At 73.3% G+C, this 21090-nt stretch carries 20 protein-coding genes and 1 pseudogene; 14 read left to right on the top strand and 7 right to left on the bottom strand.

The annotated features are described in order from the left end of the window. Positions 1-86 precede the first annotated feature (86 nt). Positions 87-464: a DUF1844 domain-containing protein gene (locus ABZY91_RS25885; RefSeq protein ID WP_329882326.1), complete on the bottom strand. Its 378-nt coding sequence runs from the start codon at positions 462-464 to the stop codon at positions 87-89. Between the two features lie 463 nt (positions 465-927). Here ABZY91_RS25885 and infC point away from each other — a divergent pair, with 463 nt between their 5' ends. From infC to pheT, 7 genes are all read left to right on the top strand, one after another. Then, complete coding sequence (gene infC, locus ABZY91_RS25880; protein WP_355405436.1) at positions 928-1674, top strand: translation initiation factor IF-3; 747 nt, start codon at positions 928-930, stop codon at positions 1672-1674. 140 nt (positions 1675-1814) lie between these two features. Next, positions 1815-2009 (top strand): 50S ribosomal protein L35, encoded by a 195-nt coding sequence (gene rpmI / locus ABZY91_RS25875; RefSeq protein ID WP_030055648.1) that lies wholly within the window; start codon positions 1815-1817, stop codon positions 2007-2009. 109 nt (positions 2010-2118) lie between these two features. Next, positions 2119-2514 carry a 50S ribosomal protein L20 gene (gene rplT / locus ABZY91_RS25870; protein ID WP_327675850.1) on the top strand — a complete coding sequence of 132 codons (396 nt, stop codon included), beginning with the start codon at positions 2119-2121 and terminating at the stop codon, positions 2512-2514. Positions 2515-2706: 192 nt separating this feature from the next. Continuing rightward, positions 2707-3573 (top strand): RNA methyltransferase, encoded by an 867-nt coding sequence (locus ABZY91_RS25865; RefSeq protein ID WP_355405434.1) that lies wholly within the window; start codon positions 2707-2709, stop codon positions 3571-3573. A 103-nt stretch (positions 3574-3676) separates the two neighbouring features. After that, positions 3677-4780, top strand: a complete 1104-nt coding sequence (locus ABZY91_RS25860; protein WP_355405433.1) for an ATP-binding protein — start codon at positions 3677-3679, stop codon at positions 4778-4780. Positions 4781-5086: 306 nt separating this feature from the next. Beyond that, complete coding sequence (gene pheS / locus ABZY91_RS25855) at positions 5087-6208, top strand: phenylalanine--tRNA ligase subunit alpha (protein WP_329882318.1); 1122 nt, start codon at positions 5087-5089, stop codon at positions 6206-6208. Continuing rightward, entirely contained in the window at positions 6208-8709 is a 2502-nt protein-coding gene (gene pheT, locus ABZY91_RS25850; protein WP_355405432.1) for a phenylalanine--tRNA ligase subunit beta, read from the top strand. Before pheS ends, pheT begins: the two co-directional genes overlap by 1 nt. 79 nt (positions 8710-8788) lie before the next feature. Here pheT and ABZY91_RS25845 read toward each other — a convergent pair whose 3' ends face one another. Beyond that, positions 8789-9958 carry a hypothetical protein gene (locus ABZY91_RS25845; RefSeq protein WP_355405431.1) on the bottom strand — a complete coding sequence of 390 codons (1170 nt, stop codon included), beginning with the start codon at positions 9956-9958 and terminating at the stop codon, positions 8789-8791. A 254-nt stretch (positions 9959-10212) separates the two neighbouring features. On the opposite strand from ABZY91_RS25845, the gene ABZY91_RS25840 reads away from it, so the two are divergent. The 3 genes and pseudogenes from ABZY91_RS25840 to ABZY91_RS25830 all read left to right on the top strand — a co-directional run bounded on the left by ABZY91_RS25840 (position 10213) and on the right by ABZY91_RS25830 (position 12007). Further along, the gene (locus tag ABZY91_RS25840; RefSeq protein ID WP_329949801.1) at positions 10213-11052 is read left to right on the top strand and encodes a chitosanase; all 840 of its coding nucleotides are present in this window, start codon (positions 10213-10215) and stop codon (positions 11050-11052) included. 109 nt (positions 11053-11161) lie between these two features. Continuing rightward, entirely contained in the window at positions 11162-11893 is a 732-nt protein-coding gene (locus ABZY91_RS25835) for a hypothetical protein (RefSeq protein ID WP_329882314.1), read from the top strand. A 24-nt stretch (positions 11894-11917) separates the two neighbouring features. Next, positions 11918-12007 (top strand): annotated as a pseudogene (locus tag ABZY91_RS25830). Positions 12008-12313: 306 nt separating this feature from the next. Here the strand turns inward: ABZY91_RS25830 and ABZY91_RS25825 are convergent. Further along, entirely contained in the window at positions 12314-13183 is an 870-nt protein-coding gene (locus tag ABZY91_RS25825) for a 3-hydroxybutyryl-CoA dehydrogenase (protein WP_329882313.1), read from the bottom strand. A 477-nt stretch (positions 13184-13660) separates the two neighbouring features. On the opposite strand from ABZY91_RS25825, the gene ABZY91_RS25820 reads away from it, so the two are divergent. After that, the gene (locus tag ABZY91_RS25820; protein ID WP_329882312.1) at positions 13661-14479 is read left to right on the top strand and encodes an SDR family oxidoreductase; all 819 of its coding nucleotides are present in this window, start codon (positions 13661-13663) and stop codon (positions 14477-14479) included. Between the two features lie 78 nt (positions 14480-14557). Here ABZY91_RS25820 and ABZY91_RS25815 read toward each other — a convergent pair whose 3' ends face one another. Next, on the bottom strand, positions 14558-15553 hold the full coding sequence (locus ABZY91_RS25815; RefSeq protein ID WP_355405430.1) for a 2-dehydropantoate 2-reductase N-terminal domain-containing protein: 996 nt from the start codon (positions 15551-15553) through the stop codon (positions 14558-14560). Between the two features lie 107 nt (positions 15554-15660). Beyond that, a complete protein-coding gene (locus ABZY91_RS25810) occupies positions 15661-16509 on the bottom strand; it encodes a polysaccharide deacetylase family protein (protein WP_355405435.1) in 849 nt (282 codons plus the stop codon). A gap of 404 nt (positions 16510-16913) precedes the next feature. Here ABZY91_RS25810 and ABZY91_RS25805 point away from each other — a divergent pair, with 404 nt between their 5' ends. Both ABZY91_RS25805 and ABZY91_RS25800 read left to right on the top strand, forming a co-directional pair. Beyond that, positions 16914-17798, top strand: coding sequence for an SAM-dependent methyltransferase (locus ABZY91_RS25805; protein ID WP_355405429.1), 885 nt, complete (start codon positions 16914-16916; stop codon positions 17796-17798). A 224-nt stretch (positions 17799-18022) separates the two neighbouring features. Continuing rightward, positions 18023-18532 (top strand): FBP domain-containing protein, encoded by a 510-nt coding sequence (locus ABZY91_RS25800; RefSeq protein ID WP_355405428.1) that lies wholly within the window; start codon positions 18023-18025, stop codon positions 18530-18532. A gap of 60 nt (positions 18533-18592) precedes the next feature. Here ABZY91_RS25800 and ABZY91_RS25795 read toward each other — a convergent pair whose 3' ends face one another. Together ABZY91_RS25795 and ABZY91_RS25790 are read right to left on the bottom strand one after the other, a co-directional pair. Beyond that, the gene (locus tag ABZY91_RS25795) at positions 18593-18967 is read right to left on the bottom strand and encodes an RNA-binding S4 domain-containing protein (protein ID WP_355405427.1); all 375 of its coding nucleotides are present in this window, start codon (positions 18965-18967) and stop codon (positions 18593-18595) included. 112 nt (positions 18968-19079) lie between these two features. Continuing rightward, positions 19080-19484 (bottom strand): VOC family protein, encoded by a 405-nt coding sequence (locus ABZY91_RS25790; protein ID WP_329949806.1) that lies wholly within the window; start codon positions 19482-19484, stop codon positions 19080-19082. 220 nt (positions 19485-19704) lie between these two features. Here ABZY91_RS25790 and ABZY91_RS25785 point away from each other — a divergent pair, with 220 nt between their 5' ends. After that, complete coding sequence (locus ABZY91_RS25785; RefSeq protein WP_355405426.1) at positions 19705-20907, top strand: methyltransferase; 1203 nt, start codon at positions 19705-19707, stop codon at positions 20905-20907. The last annotated feature ends 183 nt before the right edge of the window (positions 20908-21090 follow it).

The raw sequence follows: 21090 nt of genomic DNA, 5'->3' as shown, positions 1-21090 counted from the left end.
CCCGGGGGGCACGCCGGGCCCCCCCCCCGACGGCGCTCGGGGGGGGACCCCTGCGGTGCCGCCGCTCGGCGCGGCGGACCGGATGCTCAGGCGTAGACCGGCCCGGTGAACTTCTCGCCGGGGCCGGAGCCGGGCGCGTCCGGGACGACCGAGGCCTCGCGGAAAGCGAGCTGGAGCGAGCGCAGGCCGTCCCGCAGCGGCGCCGCGTGGAAGTTGCTGATCTCCGGGGCGCCGGCCGTGACCAGCCCGGCCAGCGCGGTGATCAGCTTGCGGGCCTCGTCGAGGTCCTTGTCCTTCTCGCCGCCCTCGGCGAGACCGCACTTGACCGCGGCGGCACTCATCAGGTGCACCGCGACGGTGGTGATCACCTCGACGGCGGGGACCTCGGCGATGTCCCGGGTGAGGTCGTCGAAGCCGATCGCCTCGTCGTCCGCGGCGGGGTTCTGGGTGGGCTCGCTGCTCAAGGGGGGCTCGTTCCGTCGTGCCGGTCTCCGTACAGAGGGAGCGTACAAGGGGTGGCGCGGAGGGGCGGAATGGCCTTCGGCCCCGGGGCGCTGTATGCTTCGAGACTGACCGGCCAGGCGTTCTCACGGATGTCCGGCCAGCAAGTGGAGGCTCCACCTCAGGAGGCCCGAGAGGGCAACCGCGAAAGTCTCCCACCCGATCGACCTCCGGGTCGACGGGTCCCGGTCCGCGACGGGCGCCCAGTGTGCCGACGTCGCCGCAGCGCCCCTCACCGGGCGTCGCCCCCGGTTGTGTGGAGCCCCGCTTGTACCGAGCGGGGCTTTTTTCGTGTCGCGGTGTGGTTGCCCTCCAGGGCTTCGGCCCACAGCGCAGCACGAATGAAGCCCCGCCCAGTGGTCGAGTCCACTACGTGCGACCGCCGCCCGACGGCCGCATCGCAGAAGGTGCAACCGAGGAGGCCCCATCAGCACCGAGCCCCGCATCAACGACCGGATTCGCGTCCCCGAGGTGCGACTCGTCGGTCCCAGCGGCGAGCAGGTCGGCATCGTGCCGCTTGCCAAGGCGCTGGAGCTCGCGCAGGAGTACGACCTCGACCTGGTCGAGGTCGCGGCGACCGCCCGGCCGCCGGTGTGCAAGCTCATGGACTACGGCAAGTTCAAGTACGAGTCGGCCATGAAGGCCCGTGAGGCGCGCAAGAACCAGGCGCACACGGTCATCAAGGAGATGAAGCTCCGGCCGAAGATCGACCCGCACGACTATGACACCAAGAAGGGTCACGTCGTTCGGTTCCTCAAGCAGGGCGACAAGGTCAAGATCACGATCATGTTCCGTGGTCGTGAGCAGTCCCGTCCCGAGCTGGGCTTCCGGCTGCTTCAGCGACTCGCCGACGACGTCCAGGACCTGGGCTTCATCGAGTCCTCGCCGAAGCAGGACGGCCGTAACATGATCATGGTTCTCGGCCCGCACAAGAAGAAGACCGAAGCGATGGCCGAGGCCCGCGCGATCGCGGACGCCCGCAAGGCCGAGCGTCAGGGCCGTAACACCGGCCCCGACGCCGCCGAGGCCGACGACGACGCAGCGCTTGAGGCAGAGAACGCCGCCGCCGAGGCGGAGGCCGACGAGATCGACGAGGCCGACGAGGCCGACGAGTCCGACGTCGAGGCCGCCACCGAGGTCGAGCAGCCGGCCGAGGCCTCCCAGGGCGCCTGACCCTTCACGGGCCAGAGCAGTCCGGGAGACCGGCCACCACGGAGACGGGGCGCCCCGCCCGGTCACCGCAGATCCATCCTTCACGCCCGCGCGGCGCACACCGCGCGGGCGTGGACGGACCGACGAGGAGATACGGCGAAATGCCGAAGCAGAAGACGCACAGTGGCGCCAGCAAGCGCTTCAAGATCAGTGGCTCTGGCAAGGTGCTGCGCGAGCGCGCCGGCCGCCGCCACCTCCTGGAGCACAAGCCCTCGACGCTGACCCGCAAGCTGGCCGGCACCGTCGAGCTGGCCCCCGCCGACGCCAAGAAGATCAAGAAGCTTCTCGGCAAGTGATCGCCCTCCCGCCCGGTGCGAGCCGCGTGCGGGGCAGCTGATCCTTCCCGACCCATTCGAATGACGGACCACGTGAAGTAGTCCGTGGTCCAATCCAAGGAGTAATCAAGTGGCACGCGTCAAGCGGGCAGTCAACGCCCACAAGAAGCGCCGGGTCATCCTGGAGCGCGCCAGCGGCTACCGCGGCCAGCGCTCGCGCCTGTACCGCAAGGCCAAGGAGCAGGTCACCCACTCGCTGGTCTACAACTTCAACGACCGCAAGAAGCGCAAGGGCGACTTCCGTCAGCTGTGGATCCAGCGCATCAACGCTGCGGCCCGTGCCAACGGCATCACCTACAACCGCTTCGTGCAGGGCCTGAAGGCCGCCAGCGTCGAGATCGACCGCAAGATGCTGGCCGACCTCGCCGTCAACGACCCGGGCGCGTTCGCCACGCTGGTCGAGGTGGCCCAGAAGGCGCTGCCGGCCGACGTGAACGCCCCGAAGGCCGCCGCCGACGCCGCCTGATCTTCCTGGATCAGTCGAGTTGAGCTGACCGGACCCGCAGGCTCGATCCTGCGGGTCCGGTTTTGCGTTCCGACCGCCACCGGTCCGCACCGAGCACCGGCGGGCTGCGCGCGCCGCCGGTCCGTGCGGACCGACGGTCCCTGTCGCCCGCCCGCCACCGGCCCGCACAGAGTCCGCACCAGAGACGAGATCATGCCGAGCACCGAGACCCCCCTGCTGACCTCCCTGCGCTCTCCCCGCGTGGTCGCCGCCCGGCGGCTCGCCAAGCGGAACCAGCGCGGCAAGGAACGCCGCTTCCTCGCCGAGGGCCCGCAGGCCGTCCGCGAGGCGATCGCGTTCGGGCGGCTGCCGGACTCGGGCGAGCACGCCGTCGTCGAGGTGTACGTCACCCCGGAGGCCGCCGAGCGGCACGCCGGCATCGTCGACGCCGCCCTCGCCGAGGACCTGCCGGTGCTCACCGCCACCGACGAGGTCGTCGCCGGGATCTGCGACACCGTGACCCCGCAGGGCATCGTCGCGCTCTGCCGGTTCATCGACACGCCGTTCGCCGACGTGCTCGCCGCCCGCCCGAAGCTCGTCGCGGTGCTCGCGCACGTCCGCGACCCCGGGAACGCCGGCACCGTGCTCCGCACCGCCGACGCGGCCGGCGCGGACGCCGTGGTACTCACCGACGCCTCGGTGGACCTGTACAACCCGAAGGCCGTCCGGGCCTCGGTCGGCAGCCTGTTCCACCTGCCGGTCGCGGTCGGCGTGCCGGTCGAGGAGGCGATCGGGCGCCTGCGCGAGGCCGGCGTCCGGGTGCTCGCCGCCGACGGCGCGGGGGAGCGCGACCTCGACCGGGAGCTCGACGAGGGCACCCTGGGCGCGCCCGGCGCATGGGTGTTCGGCAACGAGGCGTGGGGGCTCCCGGAGGAGACCCGCGCACTCGCCGACGAGGTGGTGCGCGTGCCGATCCACGGACACGCCGAGAGCCTCAACCTGGCCACCGCCGCCGCCGTGTGCCTCTACGCCTCCGCCCGGGCCCAGCGCTCGCCCGGCGGGTGCCGCACGGTGGGGTAGCCGCCCCCTCAAGTCGTCGCGGACCCTATGACCGGGCGCTGCGAGACGCTAGGGTCTGCCTCGGTGGGGGGAAAGACACGGTGGGTAATCGGGGAGGACACCCATGGTCGGCAGCGGGCCAGAGCTCGACCCGGACGACCTGCCGGACGGCCTGGTGGTCGCCGACGCCCTGGGCCGGGTGGTCTGTTTCAACCGCGCCGCCGCCCGGCTCACCGGTATCCGCCCGCAGGCCGCCCTCGGCAGCGCGCTGGAGGACGCCCTCCCGCTGGAGGACCTCGACGGCCGCCGCTGGTGGCAGCTGACCGACCCGTACGGCGGCCTGGCGATCCGCACCAGCCAGCCGGAGCGCAACCTGCTGCTGCCCGGCGGCCGCGAGGTGCTGGTCTCCGCCCGGTACGTCCGCGCGCTGCCGCAGGGGCCGGTGCAGCGGCTGGTGATCGCCCTGCGCGGCACCGAGGCGCGCCGCCGCACCGAACGCAGCCACGCCGAGCTGATCGCCACCGTCGCGCACGAGCTGCGCTCGCCGCTGACCAGCGTCAAGGGGTTCACCGCCACGCTGCTGGCCAAGTGGGAACGGTTCACCGACGGGCAGAAGCGGCTGATGCTGGAGACCGTGGACGCCGACGCCGACCGGGTCACCCGGCTGATCGCCGAACTGCTGGACATCTCCCGGATCGACGCCGGCCGGCTGGAGCTGCGCAAGCAGGTGGTCGACCTGACCGCCGCCGTCCGCCGCCACGTCGAGCGGAAGGTGGCCACCGGCATCCCCGAGGACCGCTTCGACATCCGCGTCGCCGAGTCCCTGACCGTCCTGTGGGCCGACCCGGACAAGGTCGACCAGGTCCTGGCGAACCTGCTCGAAAATGCCGTGCGCCACGGCGAGGGGACTGTCACCATCGAGGTGGCACCGGCCAAGGAGGTCGTCGAGGCACCCGTGTGGGAGCGCTCCGGCACCCCGCCCCGCATCGTGGAAGGCACAGCGGTCACCGTGAGCGACGAAGGCAGCGGCATCCCCGAGGACTCGATGCCGCGCGTCTTCACCCGCTTCTGGCGCGGCTCCAAGCGCGGCGGCACGGGCCTGGGCCTCTACATCGTCAAGGGCATCGTCGAGGCCCACGGCGGCTCGATCCGGGTCGACCGCGCGCCCGGCGGCGGCGCCCGGTTCCGATTTATCCTGCCCTCCGGGGTGCCCGACTTCATGCTCTGACCGAGCTTGGACGACCAGCGGAGCACGCTGGGAGCGGCCCCCGGACGGGCTTCACGGCAGCTGCGCTACGCGCTGCGACTACACTCGACCCTTGGCGTTGTGGGACGCCCTGCGCGGTGGCGCCGCGGACACCCCTCCTCCCCGTACGGAGATCCTCCCGGATCGTCCTGCACGGAGGACGGGCCTGCCCGTGGCCCGGCCACGTCGGGCGTGACGCGATGGGACCCTCCTGCCCGCTGGCGGGACAGGAGGGAGCGAGCCCCCCTTACCTGAGCACGGACGAGCAGGAGCACGGGAAAGATAGAGATGTCGGCACCCAACAAGTCGTACGACCCGGTCGAGGTCGAGGCCCTCAAGCCCGAGGTGGTGGAGGCGGCCCGGAGCGAGGCGCTCGCCGCGTTCGCCGCCGCCACCAGCCTGGACGAGCTGAAGCAGGCCAAGGTCGCCCACACCGGCGACCGTTCCGCGCTCTCCCTCGCCAACCGCGAGATCGGCGCCCTGCCCCCGCACGCCAAGGCCGCCGCCGGCAAGCTGATCGGCCAGGCCCGGGGCGCCGTCAACCAGGCGCTCGCCAAGCGGCAGACCGAGCTGGAGGCGGAGCGCGACGCCCGCGTGCTGGTCGAGGAGGCGGTGGACGTCACGCTGCCGTACGACCGCGCCCCGCGCGGCGCCCGGCACCCGCTGACCACGCTGGCCGAGCGTATCGAGGACACCTTCGTCGCGATGGGCTACCAGGTCGCCGAGGGCCCCGAGGTCGAGGCCGAGTGGCTCAACTTCGACGCGCTCAACCTGGGCCCGGACCACCCGGCGCGCTCCATGCAGGACACCTTCTTCGTGCAGGCCCCGGACGGCTCCGCCGACTCCGGCGTGGTGCTGCGCACCCAGACCTCCCCGGTCCAGGCGCGCACCATGCTCGACCGCGAGCCCCCCGTGTACGTCGTCTGCCCCGGCCGGGTCTACCGGACCGACGAGCTGGACGCGACCCACACCCCGGTCTTCCGCCAGGTCGAGGGTCTGGCCGTCGACGAGGGCATCACCTTCGCCGACCTCAAGGGCACCATCGAGCAGCTGGTCTCGACCCTGATCGGCGACGGCCTGGAGCTGCGCTGGCGGCCCTCGTACTTCCCGTTCACCGAGCCGAGCGCGGAGATCGACCTCCAGTGCTTCGTCTGCCGCGGCGAGTCGGTGGGCAACCCCGACAGGCCCTGCCGGACCTGCGGCTCCGAGGGCTGGATCGAGCTCGGCGGCTGCGGCGTCGTCAACCCCCGGGTGCTGGTCGCCTGCGGGATCGACCCCAACCGCTACAGCGGGTTCGCCTTCGGCCTGGGCCTGGAGCGGATCCTGATGAACCGTCACAACGTCGCCGACATGCGCGACATGGTCGAGGGTGACGTGCGTTTCACCCTCCCGTTCGGGATGGAGATCTGATGCGCGTCCCGCTTTCCTGGCTGCGCGAGTACGTCGACCTGCCGGCCGGCGAGACCGGCCGTGACGTGGCCGAGCGCCTGGTCCGGGCCGGCCTGGAGGTCGAGACCGTCGAGCAGATCGGCGCCGACCTCAAGGGCCCGCTGGTGGTCGGCGAGGTGCTCTCCATCGAGGAGCTGTCCGGGTTCAAGAAGCCGATCCGGCACTGCTTCGTGAACGTCGGCGACGCCAACGGCACCGGCGCCCCGCAGGAGATCGTCTGCGGCGCGACCAACTTCGCCGTCGGCGACAAGGTCGTCGTGGTGCTCCCGGGCGCCGTGCTTCCCGGCCCGTTCCCGATCGCCGCCCGCCAGACCTACGGCCACACCTCGGCCGGCATGATCTGCTCCGCCCGCGAGCTGGGCATGGGCGACGACCACAACGGCATCATCGTGCTCCCGCCCGAGTTCGAGCCCGGCACCGACGCCGTCGAGCTGCTCCAGCTCGTCGACGAGGTGCTCGACATCGCCGTCACCCCGGACCGCGGCTACTGCCTCTCGCTGCGCGGCGTGGCCCGCGAGGCCGCCGCCGCGTACGGGCTGCCGCTGGCCGACCCGGCGCTGCTCGACGTGCCGCCGGCGAACTCCTTCGGCTACCTCGTGAAGGTCGCCGACCCGGTCGGCTGCGACCGGTTCGTGGCGCGCACCGTGATCGGCCTCGACCCCGCGGCCAAGTCCCCGCTCTGGCTCCAGCGCCGGCTGCAGAAGGCGGGCATCCGCCCGATCTCGCTGGCCGTCGACATCACCAACTACGTGATGCTGGAGGTCGGCCAGCCGCTGCACGCCTACGACAAGCAGCGCGTCGACGGTCCGATCACGGTCCGCCGGGCGGAGCAGGGCGAGAGCCTCACCACGCTGGACGGCGTCAAGCGCACGCTGTCCGCCGAGGACCTGCTGATCTGCGACAACAGCGGCCCGATCGGCCTCGCCGGCGTCATGGGCGGCGCCTCCACCGAGATCCTCGACCCGGCCGCGGGGCCGGGCACCACCGAGGTGATCATCGAGGCGGCGCACTTCGACCCGGTCGTCATCGCCCGCGGCGCCAAGCGGCACAAGCTGCCCTCCGAGGCGTCCAAGCGCTTCGAGCGCGGCGTCGACCCGGAGGCCGCCCGCGCCGCCGCGCAGCGCGCCGTCGACCTGCTGGTGCTGATCGCCGGCGGCACCGCGGAGGCCGGTGTCACCGACATCGCCGCCCCGCACCCGGTGCGCACCATCACCATCGCCGCCGATCTGCCCGACCGGGTGGCCGGCACCGCGTACGGCCGCGAGACCGTCACCCGGCGCCTCCAGGAGATCGGCTGCTCGGTCGCCGGCGCCGACGTGCTGGAGGTCACCCCGCCGACCTGGCGTCCCGACCTCACCGACCCGTACGACCTCGCCGAGGAGGTCATCCGCCTGGAGGGGTACGACAACGTTCCCGCGCGGATGCCCACCGTGCCGCCGGGCAAGGGCCTGACCGAGGCCCAGCGGATCCACCGCCGGGTCGGCGTGGCGCTGGCCGGCGCCGGCTACGTCGAGGTCAACAACTACCCGTTCGTCGGCGAGGCCGCCTTCGAGGCGCTCGGCCTGGAGAAGGACGACCGCCGCCGCCGTACGGTCAAGCTGGTCAACCCGCTCAACGACGAGGAGCCGGCGCTGCGCACCACGCTGCTGCCGGGCCTCCTCGGGGCGCTGCGCCGCAACGTCGGCCGCGGCAACACCGACCTGGCGGTCTTCGAGACCGGCACGGTCTTCCTGCCCAAGGACGAGCTGTCCGTCGCGCCGCGCCCGGCCGTCGACCGCCGTCCGAGTGACGGGGAACTGGCCGCGCTGGACGCCGCGCTGCCGCACCAGCCGCGCCGGGTCGCCGTCGCGCTGGCCGGCGAGCGGCTGCCGTCCGGCTGGTGGGGCAAGGGCGCCGGGGCGTCCTGGGCGGACGCCGTCGAGGCGGCCCGCACGGTGGCCCGCGCCGCCGGCGTCGAGCTGGCCGTGCGTCAGGGCCGGCTGCTGCCCTGGCACCCGGGCCGCTGCGCCGAGCTGGTCGTCGCCGGCACCGACCGGGTGGTCGGCCACGCCGGTGAGCTGCACCCGCGCGCCGTCAAGGCGCTGGGTCTGCCGGAGCGGACCGCGGCGATGGAGCTCGACCTCGACCTGCTGACCGCCGACGGCGCCGAGCGGGTCTCCGGCCCGGCGGTCTCCGGCTTCCCGGTGGCCACCCAGGACGTCGCGCTGATCGTCGACACCGCCGTGCCGGCCGCCGAGGTGGAGGCCGCGCTGCGTTCGGGCGCCGGGGACCTGCTGGAGGCCCTCCGGCTGTTCGACGTCTTCACCGGCGAGCAGGTCGGCGAGGGCAAGAAGTCCCTGGCGTACGCGCTGCGGTTCCGTGCCGCGGACCGGACGCTGACCGCCGAGGAGGCGACCGCCGCCCGCGAGGCGGCCGTCGCCGAGGCCGTCGCCCGCACCGGGGCGGTGCTGCGCGGCGCCTGATCCGCGCAGCCGGTGAAGGGCCCCGGCCCGGACGTTCCTCCGTCCGGGCCGGGGCCCTTCGGCGTGGCCGGCGGCCGGCTCAGGCCATGCCGAGTTCGTGGGAGCTCTGCACCCAGTCGCAGAGGTCCCTGAGGTCGGCCTCGACCTGGGTCCAGGACTTCAGCGAGGAGCCGAGGGTGCGGATCTCGAACGGGACCATCACCGCCTCCTCCTCCACGTGCGGCGCTATCTGGCGCATCCCGCCGAAGACGCTCTGCTGGGGGACGGCGGCGTCGCCCCGGAACGCCGCCGTCGCGTAGTCGAGGAGGACGACGGGGCCGCCGTCGATCTCGCGCACCGCGGTCTCGTAGAAGCCCATGTCCTTCCGTACCCGGCCCTCCTCCTGGTAGTCGTCGGCGAGGAGCGTGACGAGCGCGTCGTGGTGGGTGCGCAGCGCGGTCCGCACCTCGGGGTCCAGGTGCGCGTGCACATCGGCGAGCGGCGACCGGCTCAGCACCACGGTCCGGTTCTTGATGCCGGAGTCGGGGCCGCCCCGGGCGACCGTGTCGGCGTGGTCGGCGAACGCGGTGATCTGCATGAACACCAGCTGGAGGTAGCCGAGGACCTCCCGGTCGCGCCTCGCCCGGGCGCTGAGCGCCGGGGCGTTGCGGCCCGCGTCGTTCGGCCGGTTCCGCGGCAGGAACTCCTGGACCGCACGTTCGGCGAAGGCGTTCGCCTGTTGCAGGCGGTGCCGGGCGTCGGGGAGGTAGACGCCGTCGCGCAGCGGCGCCGCACGGCGCAGCCGGTCGAAGAAGGTGGCCATGCCGCTCACCGGTACGCCCACGGAGTAGTGGACGAACAGGCCGTCGCCTTTGCCCTCCCTTCCGGCGCTCTCCCGGTAGCCGTTGCCCCCGGCGAGCCTGGCCCCGGTGCCGGCGGGCAGCACGTCGAGGAGGTCGGCCGGGGCCGAGAGCAGCGCGGTGGTGTTCCGGTAGAACGCGTCGCGGACCGTCCGGATCCGCGTGAGGGTGTCGAGCAGCGCCGCGGGGCCCCGGGTGTGCCCGTCCCCGACCACGGACCAGGGCCTGGTGACGAACTCCAGGTTGGAGTACTTCCGCCCGTCGGGGAGGCTCCTGCTGTCCGCGACCACCTTGAAGACGGGCTTGCCGTCGGTGCGGGTCCTGCTCGCCGCCAGTTTGGTGTCCCCCTTGATCTTCGCCCCCTTCCCGTCGACGACGGGAAGGTCGATCTCGATCTCGTACCCGATCATGCGCGGCTCCTCGTGCCCGTGGCCGTCCGACTGCGGCCCACGGGTAGGCATTCTGAGGCACCGGCAGGTACGGGGACAGGCGCGCGGAGGTGAGGGGGCGCGCATGGGGCTCGCGCGCGCCGGGCGGGTTGAAGTGATTCGGTCAAAGGCCTTGCGGACGTGCGCCGGTGGGCGCTATCTCTTAGTTAGGAAAGTTTCCTAACTCTCATGGAGCTCGGGTATCCCCCTGCCCGGGCGGAGAAACGGAGCGTCAGATGCGTCTCAAGCACCGCACCGTCGGGATCACCCTCGCCGCCCTCCTGGTCGCCGCCCCGGCCACGGTGGCGGCCGCCGGCGTCGGCCACGCCGCGCAGACCGCGCCCGCAGCGGTCCGGATCGCGGCGGTCGGCCTGGACGACCCCCACAAGAAGGACATCGCCATGCAGCTGGTGTCCAGCGCCGAGAACTCGTCCCTCGACTGGAAGGCCCAGTACAAGTACATCGAGGACATCAAGGACGGCCGCGGCTACACCGCCGGGATCATCGGCTTCTGTTCCGGCACCGGGGACATGCTCGAACTCGTCGAGCACTACACCGACCTCAAGCCCGGCAACATCCTCGCCAAGTACCTGCCCGCGCTCCGCAAGGTCAACGGCACGGAGTCGCACGCCGGCCTCGGATCCGCCTTCGAGCGCGACTGGGCGACCGCAGCCAAGGACGCCGTCTTCCAGCAGGCCCAGAACGAAGAGCGCGACCGCGTCTACTTCAACCCCTCCGTCAGCCAGGCCAAGTCCGACGGCCTGCGCGCGCTCGGGCAGTTCATCTACTACGACGCCATCGTCATGCACGGCCCGGGCACCAGCTCCGACAGCTTCGGCGGCATCCGCAAGGCCGCCATGAAGAAGGCCAAGACCCCCGCCCAGGGCGGCGACGAGACCGCCTACCTCAAGGCCTTCCTGGACGCCCGCAAGGTCGTCATGAAGCAGGAGGACGCGCACTCCGACACCAGCCGCGTCGACACCGCGCAGCTGGTCTTCCTCAACGCCAAGAACTTCGACCTCAACCCCCCGCTGAAGTGGAAGGTCTACGGCGACAGCTACAGCATCAACAGCTGAGGTCCGGCCGCCGGGCCGGCCGAGCCGCGGGGACCGGGTCCGCCCGGGCCCCGCGGCCGGCCGGGAATTCGGATGACGGTCGAACGGGTGCGCTGATAGCGTCCGGGACGTGGCCAAGCTGAACCAGATCATCGCCGTCGAAAAGGGCGTCAAGTCCAAGTCCTTCCAGGAGCTGACGCAGTCCCACCAGGACCTGCAGAAGCCCGCGCTGCTGGCCGGAATCTCCCGGACGTACCAGCCCAAGGACGAGGAGGGCGAGCAACTGCCCCCCGAGTCCACCCGCGTCCAGGTGAAGGCCGAGGACGTCCTGCGGGCGACCGCCGCGACCCTGACCCGGCTGTTCGACGTCACCGCGACCAAGGACTGGGCCAACACCACCGCCCGCGCCGACGTCGTGGTCGACGGGCGGACGCTGGTCGCCGACGCCCCGGTCACCTACCTGCTCTTCCTGGAGAAGCAGCTCACCGACCTGCGGACCTTCGTCCGCAAGCTGCCGGTGCTGGACGCCTCCGAGGCCTGGAACCACGACGCCTCCACGGACTCCTGGAAGACCGAGTCGGTGCGCACCATCCGGACCAAGAAGGTCCCGCGCAACCACGTCAAGGCCGAGGCGACGGAGAAGCACCCGGCGCAGGTCGAGGTGTACTACGAGGACATCGCCATCGGCTACTGGACGACCGTGAAGTTCTCCGGCGCCCTTCCGGCCCGGCGGGTGAACGAACTCCTGGAGCGCGTCGAGAAGCTCCAGCAGGCGGTTCAGTTCGCCCGCGAGGAGGCCAACGGCGCCGAGGTCGCGGACCACCGGGTCGGTGATGCGGTGTTCGGCTACCTGTTCGGGTAGCCCCATGATCGCCCCCGTATGAGAGCGGGGGTGGCGCGAAGAGCGCAAGCTGACACTGATGGTGAAGCTGACATCAGGGGAACGGTGGAGGTTCGAGTCCTCCCCCCGGCACCACGCGTCGGGGTGGCCCAACTCGGCAGAGGCAACCCCTGTCAAACTCAGACTCTCGCTCAAGTCTCAGCATTCGCCGCCGAGCGCCGGATCGACCGGGTGTGTGCTGTAAGCGTCGGATGCGGGTTCGACTCCCGCCTGCGCCTCTTCCTGGCGCGGTAGCTTCAATGGCAAAGCGCGACGCTGTGAAAATGACCCACACCCTTAAACGTGCCGGTGCAGAGCAATTGGGTGGCACCTCAGGGGCCCGGGAGCTGGATACCGCTCCCGGGCCCCGTCACGTGCCCGTCACTCCCGCGTGCTCGCAGGTCAGGCGGTGGCGGTGTAGTCGTAGAAGCCGCGGCCGGACTTGCGGCCGAGCAGACCGGCGTCGACCATCCGGGAGAGCAGCGGGGGAGCGGCGTACAGCGGCTCCTTGTACTCGTCGTACATCGACTCGGCGATCAGGACGATGGTGTCCAGGCCGATCAGGTCGCACAGCCGCAGCGGGCCCATCGGGTGGGCGCAGCCGGCCTCCATGCCCTTGTCGATGTCGGAGGCGGTGGCCACGCCCGACTCGAACATCCGGACGGCGGAGAGCAGGTACGGCACCAGCAGGGCGTTGACGACGAAGCCGGCCCGGTCGCGGGCGCGGATCGGCTCCTTGCCGAGCACCTCGGTGGCGAAGGTCTCGACCCGCTCGGTGGTGGCCGCGGAGGTGGTCAGGGTGGGGATCACCTCGACCAGCTTCTGCACCGGCGCCGGGTTGAAGAAGTGCAGGCCGATCACCTGCTCCGGGCGGGAGGTGGCGGCGGCCAGCTTCACGATCGGGATCGACGAGGTGTTGGAGGCGAGGATCGCGTCACGGCGCTCCACCACCTGGTCGAGGGTCTGGAAGATCTTGACCTTGACGTCCTCGCGCTCGGCCACCGCCTCGACCACCAGGTCGCGGTCGGCGAAGTCCGCCAGGTCCACGGTGAAGGCGAGACGGCCCAGCGCCTCGTCCCGCTCCTCGGGGGTGAGCTTGCCCCGCTTGACGGCGGTGTCCAGCGAGTTGGTCAGGCGGGTGCGGCCGAACTCCAGTGCCTCCCCGGTGGCCTCCGCGACCAGCACGCTCAGCCCCGCCCGGGCGAACACCTCCGCGATGCCCGACCCCATCAGGCCGCAGCCGATCACTCCGACACGCGCGATGTCACTCACTCAGTTGCCCTTCGGTGGTGCTGGGGGTCGCCCAGCGACAGGTGGTACCGCAAGCTGTTGTCCAGCGGGGCGGGTGCACGGTAGGTGTGCACCGGTGCACCGCCCCGACGACGTTACTACTCCCTACCGGCCAGTAGGTCATCCCCTCCCTCCGGGTCGAACCGGCCGTCCCGTGCCGCCGGGGCCTTCCGCGGGCCTCCTTCCGGCCCCTTCCGCCCGCCTCCCGACGTGACCCTCCGGCAAACTTCCGACCACGTTCCGGCGATCTCGTCACGACCTCCCGGCGATCTCCCGGCGACGGCCCCGCGATCCTCCGGCGTCCTTCCGGCGCTTCCTCCAGGCGTCCGCGCCCGCCCCGGTCCGGCGGCTGCGCCGGACGGGTGGGCGCGTTCGCGTCGCACGTGCGCCCCGGCTCCGCGCCGCCCCGCGCCGGACAGAATGCGGGACGGTCCGCACACAGGCGAAGGGAGTACGGGGATGCCGACGGGGTCGCTCACGGGACAGGTCGCCCTGATCACCGGCGCCGGCCGGGGAATCGGCCGGGAGCTCGCGATCGGCCTCGCAGCCGAGGGCATGGCCGTCGGGCTGGTGGGGCGGACCCACGAGACCCTCACCGAGACCCTCAAGGAGTGCGTCCGGCACGGTGCACGCGGAGTCGCCGTCACCGCCGACGTCACCCGGCCAGGTTCGGTCCGGGAGGCCGTCCGCCTGGTCGAACGCGACCTCGGCCCGGTCGACCTGCTGATCAACAACGCCGGCCAGATCGACCGCGCCGAGGTGCCGCTCTGGGAGACCGACGCCAACCAGTGGTGGCAGGTCGTGGAGGTCAACCTGCGCGGACCCTACAACCTGCTGCGCTGCGTCCTGCCCGGCATGGTCCGCCGCGGCAGCGGGCGCGTGATCAACCTCAACTCCGGCTTCGCGCTGCGCCCCGACGGTCACTACACCGCGTACGCCACCTCCAAGGGCGCGTTGCTCCAGCTCTCCGACAACCTCGCCGACTCGCTCGCCGAGCACCACGTGGTCGTCCTCGACATCAGCCCCGGCGCGGTCGCCACCGACATGACGGCCGGGATGCCGATGTTCCGGTCCACCAAGGAGTGGGGCTCCATCCCGTACATGGTCGCCGTCACCGTGGACGCCGCCCGAGGCCGCTTCGACGGGCTGCACGGGCGGTTCATCCACGCCGGGCGGGACGACCTGGAGGTTCTGGTCAACCGGGCCGGGGAGATCCGGGAGGCGGACGCGCGCACGCTCCGGCTCCGCCCGTACGGGCCGGACGACCCGATGGGCTGACCGCGCGGTCCGCGGGACGGCGGGCGGGCGCGTCCGCGGAACCCCGACCGGACCGGACCGGACCGGCCCGGCCCCGGCTCAGAGTGCGGTGAGTGCCGCCAGTTCCTCCGCGGTGAGCGAGCCCGGTGCCCGCCCGGTCCGGGCGAACGCCCCGGCCAGCCGCTGGAGCGCCTCGTTGAGCGGCGCCGACACCCCGTGCAGCCGGGCCAGCAGCACGATCTCACCGTTCAGGTGGTCGGCCTCGATCGAGCCGGTGCCGCGCGCCAGGCTCTGCCAGGACGACGAGCCGGTGCGACCCTCGCCCGCCACCGGTGCGAGCCGCAGCGTCTCCCGGGCCTCGACGAACTGCTCGGCCAGGTCGTGGTGCGGGACGCCGGCGGCGGCCAGCACGGCGGCGCCCTCGGCCGTCACCCGGTCGCGGAGGGCGCCCAGCGGACCGTCCTCGATCCGGCCGGCCACCGCGTCCAGCGCGTTGGCCAGGTTGCCGAGCAACTTGGTGTACTTCCAGCGCATCACGTCCTCCTCCAGCGGCACGCTGAAGGAGGACCCGGCGAGGTCCGCGGCGATCGCCGCCGCCCGCCCGCCCGTCCCGGCCGGGTAGCCGCCGAGCCGCAGGATCCCGCTGACCGGCGTCCCCGCCGCGCTCACCCGGCCCGGCTCCAGGTGGGTGGACGGCATCCACACGTACACGCCGAGCACCTCACGGAAGAGCCGCAGCGCCAGCCGCTCGTTCTCCACCCCGTTCTGCGCGCAGACCAGCGGCAGCCGCTCGCCGGCGGTGCCGCCGCCGGCCACCGGGCGGGGAGCCCAGGCGGCCAGCAGCGCGGCGGTGTCCTGGGTCTTCACGGCGAGGACGAGCGCGTCGTCCGGACGCAGCTCCAGCTCGGCGGGCCCGCCGACGGCCGGGATCCGCAGCGTCCGGGTGCCCTCCGGGGTGCCGAACCGGAGGCCGGTCTCCCGCAGCGCGGCCAGATGGGCGCCGCGCGCCACCAGGACCACCTCGTGCCCGCCCTCGTGCAGCCGGGCACCGATCGTGCCGCCCACCGCACCCGCCCCGATGATGATGTAGCGCATGCGGGAAGCATGGCACGCACGTGCGAGAGGCGGCCGGGCTCTTCCGCGGCACCGCCCGGCGGGCCCGCGCCCCACGGGCCGGGTGCCCCCGCGGGCCGGTGCCGCGGCTACGCGAAGAGGCGGCTGGCGGTGACCGGGGTCAGGCCGGCCCCGGCGAGGCCGTCCAGGATCGCGGGGAGCGCGTCCACCGTGCACTGGTGACCCAGGTGCAGGGCCACCACCGACCCGGCGCGCACCGAACCGAGCACCCGGCGCTGCAGCTCGGCCGCGCTCGGGTCGCTGTAGTCCCGGGGGTCCACGTCGAACGCCAGCACGTGTTCGTACCCGACGGCCTTCGCCTGCTCGCGCACCATCGCCGTGGCGTACTGGGCGGCCGACGGGCGGAACCAGCGGCCGATCGAGCCGGTCAGCCGCTGCAGCCGCTCCGCGCACTGGGCGATCTCGGCGCGCGCCCGGTCGGGGGTCATGGTGGAGATGTCCTGGTGGTTCTGGGTGTGGTTGCCCAGTTCGTGGCCGCCGTCCAGGATCCGCCGGGCCATCTGCGGCTGCTGGTCCAGCCAGCTGCCGACGGCCAGCACGGTGAGCCCGACGCCGCGCCGTTCGGCGGTCTCCAGCAGGGCGGTGGCGAGCCGCGGGTCGCCGCTGCCGTGGAAGGTCAGCGCGACATTGCGGCGGGTACGCGGCCCGTACGCCACCTCGACCGGGGTGCCGGGCGCCAGGGGCGGCAGCACCGGCGGTGCGGGCGGTGCGGACGGGGTGGTGGCGGCTCCCGGACCTGCCCCCGGACCCGCCCCCGGACCCGCCCCCGGATCGGCTGCCGGGCCCGCCGCCGGTGCTTCGGCCGCCGGGACCGTCGACGCGGGGGCGCCCGGTACGCCGGGGGAGCCACCGGCCGCCGGCGAGGCGGGACCCTCCGCCTCCGCCCACGCCGGGTCGACGGTGCCCGCCGGGTCGATCGTGCCCGGGCGGACGGCGAGCGCCCCCGGATCGGCCCGGCGGGCGCCGCTGTCGGCGCAGGCGCCGACGAGCCCGCCGACGGCGGTCAGAGCGGCCAGCTTGGCGGTGGTGCGCAGGACGCTGCGCCGATCGACAGTCATCGGCAGCCAGCATAGAGAGGGCGGCACCCCGCGGCGACCGGTGGGAGGAGCCCGAGGACACGGCCGCCGACCCGCACGCGGGCCATCGTTCGAATGCTGCGGAAACCTGAACTCCCGCTGTTTCGGGGGTCCGTCGTCGGTTACGATCGCCGCGCACCGGCGCGGAGGGGGCACGGCACACCGGGCCCGCCGATCGCACCCGGTACGGGGGACGCCGCCGGCACCGGCCGGAGGTGAACGCGGTGAACGACAGGGGGCGGCAGATGACCGAGGACACGACGACGGCGAGCACGGGGATCGGAACCGACTGGGAGTGGGCGCGCGCCGACGACTGGCAGCCCCCGACCGAGCTCGACACCGGCGTCCCGCACACCGCCCGGATGTACGACTACTACCTCGGCGGCAAGGACAACTTCGAGGCCGACCGGAAGGCCGCCGAGGCCGCCATCGCCGCCTACCCGGCGCTGCCGCTGCTGGCCCGCACCAACCGCGAATTCCTCGGCCGCGCCGTCGAGTTCGTCGCCGACCGGGGCATCCGGCAGTTCCTCGACATCGGCACCGGCATCCCGACCGTCGGCTCCACCAACGAGATCGCCCAGCGGGTCGCCCCGGACGCCCGGGTCGTCTACGTCGACAACGACCCGATCGTGGCCACCCACGCCCGCGCCCTGCTGGCCGGCCACCCGGCGGGCCACACCTCCGTCATCGAGGGCGACCTGCGCGAGCCCGAGGCGATCCTCGACCACCCCGGTCTGCGCGCCGCCATCGACCTCGGCGAGCCGGTCGCCCTGATGCTCGTCGCCGTCCTGCACTTCATCCGGGACGAGGACGGCGCCGAACGGATCGTCCGCACCCTGCGCGACGTGCTCGCCCCCGGCAGCGCGCTGATCCTCTCCCACGGCAGCCCCGACTTCGCCTCCCGGGAGAGCGCCGCCGAGGGCACCCGGATCTACCGCAGCGCCAGCGCACCCCTGGTGCTGCGCCCGCGCGCCGCCGTCGAGCCGTTCTTCGGCGACTTCGAGTTCGTCGGCCCCGGCCTGGTCCAACTTCCGCTCTGGCGGCCGGAGTCCGGCCACATCCGGACCACCGACCTGCCGGAGGGCTGGCAGGACGTCTCCGCCTACGCCGGCGTCGCCTTCAAGCGCTGAGCCGTCGGCCGCCCCTGACGCACCGTCGGATCGAGGGGGCGGCGTGCGGGTGGGCCGGGGGGCGGTGCTGTTCGGCGCCGCCACCCGCGACCCCGGCGAGGCCGCCCACCACGAGGAACGCCCCCGGCCCGCTGCGCGGGCGGGCCTGATCGCCGCAGGTCCGGTGCCCGGGCGGACGGAAAACCGCGCGACGGCGCCGGGCGTCCGGTGTTAGCTTGCGACGTATGCGACCCCTGAACGAGACCGACATCCGCGCGTCCTTCGTCAACTGCTCCAAGGGCGAAGCCCGTCGGCTCAACCTGCCCCGGGGCCTGGCCGAACTCCCCTGGGAGAACCTGGACTTCCTCGGCTGGCGGGACCAGGGCGCCCCCGACCGCGGCTACCTGGTGGCGGAGCACGGCGGCGAGCTGGTCGGTGTCACGCTGCGGGTGCCGTCGTTCCGGCGCAGCCTGACCAAGACCAACGTCTGTTCGCTCTGCGTCACGGCGCACGCGGGTTCCGGCGTCGCGCTGCTCACCGCCCGGCGCGCCGGTGCGGCGGGGCGGGAGGGGAACACGGTCGGCACGTACATCTGCGCGGACCTGGCCTGCTCGCTCTACCTGCGCGGCCTGAAGAAGTCCGCGCTGGTGACCCGGCCCGACGAGTCGCTCCCGCTGGAGGACCAGATCGCCCGCACGCTGGCGAACCTGGACACCTTCCTCACCCAGGTCCGGACGGACACCCTGGCTTCCTGACCGCCGTCCGGCCGGGTCGGACGCGGCGGGGTCGGCGGGCCGGGGACCCGGCCCGCCGTGCTACTGGCCGCGCAGCTGGTTCATGTCCCGGCGGTCCCGCTTGGTGGGCCGCCCGGCGCCCCGGTCGCGCAGGCCGGGCACGGCCGCCAGCTCGCGCGGCGGCCTCGGAGGACTGTTGTCCACCAGGCACTCCGCCGCGACCTCGGCGCCGACCCGTTTGCGGATCAGCTTCCGCACCACGACGACCCGCTCGTAGCCCTCCTGGCGCACCCGCACCTCGTCGCCGGGCTTCAGCGACTGGGCCGGCTTGGCCCGCTCGCCGTTGACCCGGACGTGCCCGGCCTTGCAGGCGTCGGCCGCCGCCGACCGCGTCTTCGCGAGCCGCACCGACCAGATCCAGCTGTCCACCCGGACGCTTCCCTCGACATCGACCATCCTCCGAGCCTACCGAGACCGCCCGGGCGGCCCCTACCTCAGCCGGACGGCCCCCGCCACCGGACGGCCCCCGCCACCGGACGGGCCCCGCCACCGGACCGGACCGACGGCGCTACCGGCGGTCGGGTGCCTCCTGGACGGCCCAGCCGTTGCCGTCCGGGTCGCTGAAGAAGACGAACGAGTTCCACTCGCCGCCGCGCCCGTCCACCCGGGTCCCGTCCTCGAAGTGCTGCACCGGGCTGACCTCCACGCCCCGCGCGACCAGCTCGGCGTGCGCCCGGTCGATGTCCGGCACCACCAGTTGGAGACCCTTCAGCGAGCCGGGCGGCGCCTCCGTCATCCCGGCGCCCACCACGATCGAGCAGCCGGATCCGGGGGGTGTCAGCTGGACGACCCGCACGCCGTCCCGGATCCGGGTGTCGTGGTCGACGGTGAAACCGGCCTGTTCCTCGTAGAAGACCTTGGCCCGGTCCACGTCCGACACCGGGACCACCACCACTTCGAGCTTCCAGTCCATGGCCTCGCCCCTTCCCTCGGGCTCCTCCAGTATCGGCCGAGGCCCCGATGCGCGCCCGGCGCCCGGCCCCGGGCGGTGAACCGTGCCGACCGGCCCCGCCCGTCGGCCCCGCCCACCCGCCTCGGCCGTACGACCCCGCTACGCGTCCCCGCACCCGTGATCCCGGGCCCGCCGTCGCCGCCCACCGGGCCCGCCCGCCGGTCGGCTAGCCTGGGCCACGATGAACCGCCTCTCGACGCCCGCCGCCGCGACCCCCTTCGCCACTCCCTGGGGCAGCCTCGACCTCACCCGCTACCCGGAGGACCCGCGCGAGCTGCTGCGCGCCTGGGACGCCGCCGACGAGTACCTGCTGCGGCACCTGGCCGGCGAGGCCGACTCCGCCCAGGGCGGGGCCACCGACCTCACGGGCCGGGCGGTCACCGTCCTCGGCGACCGCTGGGGCGCCCTGGCCACCGCGCTCGCGCGGTTCGCCCCCGCCCAGATCAGCGACTCGCACCTCGCCCAGCGGGCCACCCGAGCCAACCTCGCGCGGGCCGGCGCCGACCCGGCCGCCGTCCGGCTGCTCACCACCCGGGACGCCCCGCCCGCGCGGATCGACGTCCTGCTGGTGCGCGTCCCCAAGAGCCTCGCGCTGCTGGAGGACCAGCTGCACCGCCTCGCCCCGGCCGTCCACCCGGACACCGTGGTGATCGGCACCGGCATGGTCACCGAGATCCACACCTCCACCCTCCAGCTCTTCGAGCGCATCCTCGGGCCGACCCGGACCTCGCTCGCCGTCCGCAAGGCCCGGCTGATCTTCTGCACGCCGGACCGGACGCTCGACCCCGGCCCCAACCCCTGGCCGCACCGCTACGCGCTGCCCGCCGACATCGGTCCTGCCGCCGGCCGCACCGTGGTCAACCACGCCGGCACCTTCTGCGCGGACCGCCTCGACATCGGTACCCGGTTCCTGCTCGCCCACCTGCCGACCGCGGCGCCGGGTGACCGGGTCGTCGACCTCGGCTGCGGGAACGGGGTCGTCGGTACCGCCGCCGCCCTGGCCGCGCCCGGCGCCGAGCTGGTCTTCGTCGACGAGTCCCACCAGGCGGTGGCCTCGGCGGAGGAGACCTTCCGCGCCAACCTCGGCCCGGACGCCCCCGCCGAGTTCCTGACCGCCGACGCGATGACGGCCGAGGCGGTGCCCGCCGGGTCGGTGGACCTCGTCCTCAACAATCCGCCGTTCCACTCGCACCAGGCCACCACCGACGCGACCGCGTGGCGGATGTTCACCGGTGCCCGTCGCGCCCTGCGGCCGGGCGGTGAGCTCTGGGTGGTCGGCAACCGGCACCTCGGCTACCACGAGAAGCTCCGCCGCCTCTTCGGCAACTGTCAACTCGTCGCCGGTAACCCGAAGTTCGTCGTCCTGCGGGCCGTCCGCCGGTGAACCGCCGGGGGCCGGGCCGGCGGGGTGCGGTCGGGCCGGTCCCGCGCGGGCCGTTTTTCCCCTAAGTAAGGGTAGCCTAAGCTAATCGCCGACGACGGGCGGACGATCGCCCGCGCGGTCGGAGTGCCCTGTCCTCGGACGTGGGGGTGGGGCGTGCCCGTTGCGGCGCCCCTCGCCCCACTC

The sequence above is a fragment of the Kitasatospora sp. NPDC002965 genome (assembly GCF_040611255.1).
Taxonomy (GTDB): domain Bacteria; phylum Actinomycetota; class Actinomycetes; order Streptomycetales; family Streptomycetaceae; genus Kitasatospora.
The sequence above is the reverse complement of the archived record's forward strand: the minus strand, read 5'-3'. Positions and strand labels throughout refer to the sequence as shown.